Genomic DNA, 879 nt, shown 5'->3' on the forward strand with positions numbered 1-879 from the left:
CTGTCGGATGCAGTGAACCCTCGTGCGTACCCGGGATCACCGGTGGCGTCGTCCTCGGCGCGCCGTGCGCGGATACGGCCTACTACGTCTTCGGCACCACTTCTTGGGGCCGTTTGGTGTTCTGCGGGTCGCCGCGTCGCTACGAGCCGCGCTACTTCCGGTCACCGCCACTGAAGGGCGTCCGCGAGGAGAACACACCATGTACCGGCTTCGAGAATTCTGTCGCACAGGCGCCCGATGGGCTGTTCCTGAGTTGTGTGTCGAGCGATGGAACCAGCAGGTGGCTTCGTGGTGACCTCTGACGCGCGGTACCGCACAGGCGTGGTCACCGCGCTTGTCGCCTTCGGCCTCGGTGCCGGTGTGGCGGCGGCGGTCCCGGCACAGGCAGATGACGCACCGATGGTGCACCGGGTGACGTACACGGTCACTGCCGAGCAGCCGACGACGGTCGGCATCTATTACCGCGAGGTCGATCCGCCCACATGGGCCGACTACAGCCACAATCCGTACGAGTTCAGCCCCAGGGACGATCTCACTCTGGAACCGGGCAAGCCCTGGGTCCGCGAGACCATGCTCGCCGACCCGATGAAGTGGGCCATGGTCACCGTCACCACGGCCGGATTGGCTCCGCAACCTACCCAGACTCTGCGGTGTGAACTGGCCATCGACGGAATCGTCGTAGACCGGGCCGATGGGCCCAAAGGGGCGTTGTGCTCACTGCGCAACTGGTGATCGCGCAAGTCCGTCCGGCACGGATTTGTCCGCTGGGTGGGACAGCAGCGTCGGCGTCGGCTCGGGCGGCATTAGCGTGCGGCAAGTCACATCGGCTATGAGACGACCGCCGCTACCGGTGCCATCCGTGCCTGGCCGAGACCAACC

At 66.0% G+C, this 879-nt stretch carries 2 protein-coding genes; both read left to right on the forward strand.

Annotated elements, in window-relative coordinates; translation table 11 throughout:
- Positions 1 to 302 (forward strand): hypothetical protein (locus IMZ11_RS42675; protein WP_228649287.1); only part of this gene is annotated, 302 nt, incomplete at its 5' end.
- Complete coding sequence (locus tag IMZ11_RS42680) at positions 289 to 732, forward strand: hypothetical protein (RefSeq protein WP_228649290.1); 444 nt, start codon at positions 289 to 291, stop codon at positions 730 to 732. The genes IMZ11_RS42675 and IMZ11_RS42680, both read left to right, overlap by 14 nt.
- Positions 733 to 879: the final 147 nt, after the last annotated feature.

Source organism: Microtetraspora sp. AC03309, from assembly GCF_020826795.1.
Taxonomy (GTDB): Bacteria; Actinomycetota; Actinomycetes; order Streptosporangiales; family Streptosporangiaceae; genus Microtetraspora; species Microtetraspora glauca.